The following is a 5,525-nucleotide window of genomic DNA, read 5'->3' on the forward strand; positions in this document are numbered from 1 at the left end:
GTCCTGGCCGGGCATCCTCTGGTGGCCCAGGTCGTCGTGGTCGCCCGTGAGGACGTACCGGGCGACAAACGGCTGGTCGCGTACGCCGTGCCGGCCGATGGGGTCGACTCGGCCGAACTGCCCGTTCAGCTGGCCGAGTTCTCCCGCGACCGGTTGCCCTCCTACATGGTCCCCTCGGCGGTCGTGGTCCTGGACGCGCTGCCCCTCAATGCCAACGGCAAGCTGGACCGCAGGGCCCTGCCCGCCCCGGAGTACGTCGTCGGCAGGGGCCGTGGGCCCGCCAACGCCCGCGAGGAGGTCCTGTGTGCGGCCTTTGCCGAGGTCCTCGGCCTCGACGGGGTCGGCGTGGACGACGACTTCTTCCGGCTCGGCGGCCACTCCCTCCTCGCGATCCGCCTGGTCGCCTTGCTCCGTACGCACGGTGTCTCGGTCTCGATCAGGGCGCTGTTCGACGCCCCGACGCCGGCCCGGCTCGCCGCCTCGGCGGGCTCCGAGCAGGTGGCCGTCCCGGCGAACCTGATCCCGGCCGGCGCGACCGCGATCACCCCCGAGATGCTGCCGCTCGTCGACCTCACGGCCGCCGAGATCGCGGCCGTCGTCGCCACCGTGGACGGCGGCGCCGTGAACGTGGCCGACGTCTACCCGTTGGCCCCGCTGCAGGAGGGCCTGCTCTTCCACCACCTCCTCGCGGAGGGCGGCGAGGACACCTACGTCATGCCGACAGTGGTCGAGTTCGATTCGCGCGAGCGGTTCGACGCCTTCACGAAGGCGCTCCAGCACGTCGTGGACCGCCATGACATCTACCGCACGTCGATCGTGTGGGAGGGCCTGCGCGAGCCGGTCCAGGTGGTGCGGCGGCAGGCGACCCTGCCCGTCGAGTCCGTCACCCTGGACGCAAAGGGCGGCGATCCGGTGAAGCAACTGCTCGCGGCCGGCGGCCGGTCGATGGACCTGGGCCGGGCCCCGCTGATCCGGGTCCACGCGGGCCGCGTTCCCGGCGGGGACCAGTGGCTGGCGCTGGTGCGGATCCACCACATGGTGCAAGACCACACCGCCCTGGAGGTCATGCTGGCCGAGGTCAACGCTTTCCTCACCGGACGTGACGGCGCCCTCGCTGAGCCGCTGCCTTTCCGCGACTTCGTCGCACAGGCCCGCGCCGGAGTGACCACAGGCGAGCACGAGCGGTACTTCGCCGAACTGCTCGGCGACGTCACCGAGCCGACGGCCCCCTTCGGCCTGGTCGACGTCCGCGGCGACGGCACCGGCACCACGCGCGCCCGGGTCGTTTTCGGCGACGAACTGCACGCACGCCTGCTCGACGTCTCCCGCCAACTGGGCGCGAGCCCGGCGACGTTGCTGCACCTGGCCTGGGCGCGGGTCCTGGCGGCGGTCAGCGGCCGCGAGGACGTGGTCTTCGGCACCGTCCTGTTCGGCCGCATGAACGCCGGCACGGGTTCCGACCGGGTGCCGGGCCCTTTCCTGAACACGCTGCCGGTCCGCGTGCGCACCGGCGAACTCGGGGTCCTGACCGCGGTGTCCGCGATGCGCGGCCAGCTGGCGGAGCTTCTGGAGCACGAGCACGCGCCGCTCACGCTGGCGCAGCAGGCCAGTGGGGTGACGGGTGACGTGCCCCTGTTCACCGCGCTGTTCAACTACCGCCACAACAGCGGCGGCGGTGCGGCCGAGGTGCCCGAGGTCCGCGACGAGCGGCTGAACGGCATCAGAAGGGTCTTCTTCGAGGAGCGCACCAATTACCCGCTGATGGTCTCGGTCGACGACAACGGCGACCGGATCTCGCTGGCCGTTCACGCGGTGGCGTCGATCGATCCGGAGACCGTGGGTGTCTTCCTGCGCACCGCCACGCGGAACCTGGTCGCCGCCCTGGAATTCGCCCTGGTGGGCGGCCTGGATGTGCCGCTGAGCACGGTCGAGGTGCTGGACGAGGCGGAGCGGCACCGGGTGCTGACGGAGTGGAACGACACGGCTGCCGAGGTGGTTTCCGGTTCCGTTCCGGAGCTGTTCGAGGCGCAGGTGGCGCGGACGCCGGGGGCGGTCGCGGTGGTCTCGGGCGGTGTGGAGGTGTCGTACGCAGAACTCGATGCCCGGGCGAACCGGTTGGCCCGTCATCTGGTCGCGAAGGGTGTGGGCCCGGAGTCGCTGGTGGGGGTGTGTCTGGAGCGCGGTGTCGAGTCGGTGGTGGCGCTGCTGGCGGTGCTGAAGGCCGGGGGCGCGTATCTGCCGATCGATCCGGGTTATCCGGCGGAGCGGATCGCGTACATGCTGGCTGACGCCGCTCCGGTGGTGGTGCTGGCCTCGACGAGCACGGTTGCGGCGGTGCCGTCGTCGGGCGCTGTGGTGGTGGTGCCGGACGAGGTCGAGCTGGCGGGCCTTGGGGACGGTGCGCTGGGCACGGTGATCCGGCCGGAGCATCCGGCGTATGTGATCTATACGTCGGGTTCGACGGGGCGGCCGAAGGGTGTGGTGGTCGAGCACCGGTCGGTGGCGGGGTTGTTGGGTTGGGCTGTGGCGGAGTTCTCGGGTGAGGACTTCCGCAGGGTGCTGGTGTCCACGTCCTTCAACTTCGATGTCTCGGTTTTCGAGTTGTTCGGTCCGCTGGTGTCGGGTGGCAGTGTCGAGGTTGTCGGTGATCTCCTCGCCCTGGCTGACGCCGATGCGGGTGTGGGTGATGTCAGCCTGGTGAGTGGTGTGCCGTCGGCGTTCGCGCAGATGGTGGCTTCGGGTGAGATCCAGGCCCGTCCCCGTACGGTCGTTCTCGCCGGTGAGGCGCTGACGGCGGATGCGGTGGCCGGGATCCGTACGGCGGTCCCCGGCGCCCGGGTCGCCAACATCTACGGTCCGACCGAGGCGACGGTGTACACGACGGCCTGGTATGCGGATGCCGAGGTGGAGGGTGTCGTCCCGATCGGCCGGCCGATCTCCAATACCCGGGTCTACGTCCTGGACGGCAGCCTGTCCCCGGTCCCTGCCGGGGTCGCGGGTGAGTTGTACATCGCGGGTGCCGGTCTGGCCCGCGGCTATCTGGGGCGTCCGGAGCTGACGGGTGAGCGATTTGTCGCCGACCCGTTCTCCACCACTGGTGGCCGTCTGTATCGCACGGGTGACGTGGTGCGCTGGTCGCCGGATGGCCAGGTCGAGTACCTCGGCCGCGCCGACGAGCAGGTCAAGATCCGAGGATTCCGGATCGAACTCGGCGAGGTGCAGTCGGTGGTGGCGGCCCACCCGGAGGTCGCCCAGGCCGTTGTCGTGGCCCGCGAGGACGTGCCGGGCGACAAGCGGCTGGTCGCGTACGTCGTCCCGAACGACGGTACGGCGCAGGTTGGACTGCCCGCCAGAGTCGCCGAGTTCGCCAGCGACCGACTGCCGTCCTACATGGTGCCGTCGGCGGTGGTGGTCCTGGACGCGCTGCCCCTGAATGCCAACGGCAAGCTGGACCGCAAGGCGCTGCCCGCGCCGGAGTATGCCACCGGGAGCGGGGGCCGGGGCCCGGCCACGCCGCAGGAGGAGTTGCTGTGCGGAGTGTTCGCGCAGGTCCTTGGTCTGCCCGAGGTGGGGGTGGACGACGACTTCTTCGCCCTGGGCGGGCACTCTCTCCTCGCTGTCCGTCTGGTCAGCCGGGTGCGGACGGTCTTCGGCGTCGAGGTGCCGTTGCGGGCGTTGTTCGACACGCCCACGGTTGCCGGTCTCGCGGCCGGGCTGGCGGGTGCGGGGCGGGCACGGCCGGCGCTGGTGGCCGGTGAGCGCCCGGAGCGCGTTCCGCTGTCCTTCGCCCAGCAACGCCTCTGGTTCATCAGCCAGTTGGAAGGCCCCAACGCCACCTACAACAGTCCGATCGCCGTCCGCCTGTCCGGCGAGGTCGACCGGCAGGCCCTGAACGCGGCCCTGCGCGACGTCATCGGCCGCCATGAGGTCCTCCGTACCGTCTTCGGCGTCGCGGACGGCGAGCCGTACCAGAAGGTCATCGGATCCGACGATCTCGACTGGCAGGTGGATGTCGTCCCGATCAACGCGGCGGAGCTGGAGAGCGCGGTCGCCGAGGCCGCGCGGTACGCCTTCGACCTTTCCGTCGAGGTGCCGATCCGGGCCACCCTCTTCGAGACCCGCGAGGGAGAGCGCGTCCTCGTCGTCCTCGTCCATCACATCGCCAGCGACGGCTGGTCGCGGGCGCCCCTGGCCCGGGACTTCTCCACGGCCTACGCGGCGCGGGTCGAGGGGCGGGCCCCTGAGTGGGCGCCGCTGCCGGTCCAGTACGCGGACTACGCGCTCTGGCAGCGCGAGCTGCTCGGCGAGGAAAGCGACCCCGGCAGCGTGATCTCCGGTCAACTGGACTACTGGCGCGAGACACTGGCGGGAGCGCCGGAGGAGCTCGAGCTGCCCTTCGACCGGTCCCGCCCGGCAGCCGCCTCGCACCTGGGGCACAGCGTCCCGCTCGACGTCCCGGCGCCGGTGCACGCGCGGCTCGTCGAGATGGCGCGGGCCGAGGGCGTGACCACGTTCATGGTGCTGCAGGCCGCCCTGGCCATCCTGCTGTCGAAGCTGGGCGCGGGCACCGATGTCCCGATCGGCTCGGCGCACGCCGGCCGCGGCGACGAGGCCCTGGACGACCTGGTCGGCTGCTTTGTCAACACGCAGGTGCTGCGGGCGGACCTCTCGGGCGACCCCGCCTTCACCGAACTGCTCGCCCGAGTCCGGGAAGCGGTCCTGTCCGGCTTCGCCCACCAGGACGTGCCGTTCGAGAAGCTGGTGGAGGAACTGGCCCCGGCGCGCTCCATGGCCCGCCACCCGCTCTTCCAGGTCGTCCTGACGAAGCAGAACACCGTCAGCGCCGGTCTCGACGCGCTGGCCACGCCCGTCGTGTGGACGGGGGGCATGTCCACCGGTACCCGTGCGGCGAAGTTCGACCTCGACGTGATGGTGGGGGAGACGTACGACACCGAGGGCGCCCCGGCCGGGCTGCGCGGCTCGGTGACGGTGGCCGCCGACCTGTTCGATCCCGAGTGGGCCGAGCGGATCGCCCGGGCCTGGGTGCGCGTGCTCGACCTGCTCGCCGACAGCCCGCAGACCCGCCTCAGCGACGTTCCGGCGCTCGACGAGGTGGAGCGCCACCAGGTCCTTGTCGGCTGGAACGACACGGCGACCGGCCTCGACGTCGATCTCGTGCACGCGCTGTTCGAGCGGCAGGCGAGCCGCACGCCCGACGCGATGGCGATCGTCTCCGAGGGTTCCCGGGTGGCGTACGGAGAGCTTGAGACGCGGGCGAACCGGATCGCGCACTACCTGATCGGTCAGGGGATCGGCGCCGACGCGGTGGTGGGTCTGTGCCTGCCGCGTGGCGCGGACATGATCGCGGGCATCCTCGGAACCTGGAAGGCGGGGGCGGCCTATCTGCCCGTCGACCCGGCCCAGCCGACGGACCGGATCGCGTTCATGCTGCGGGACAGCGGTGCGGCGCTGGCGCTGACGACCGAGGAGATCCTGGACGAGCTTCCGGCGGGCCGTTCTCGTCT

At 71.4% G+C, this 5,525-nt stretch carries 1 protein-coding gene; it reads left to right on the top strand.

The genetic code is table 11. The annotated features are described in order from the left end of the window. The coding region (locus tag ABZ576_RS34145; RefSeq protein WP_360749944.1) for an amino acid adenylation domain-containing protein at positions 1–5,525 on the top strand (5,525 nt) is incomplete at both ends.

Source organism: Streptomyces sp. NPDC013455 (assembly GCF_040632975.1).
Classification (GTDB): Bacteria; Actinomycetota; Actinomycetes; order Streptomycetales; family Streptomycetaceae; genus Streptomyces.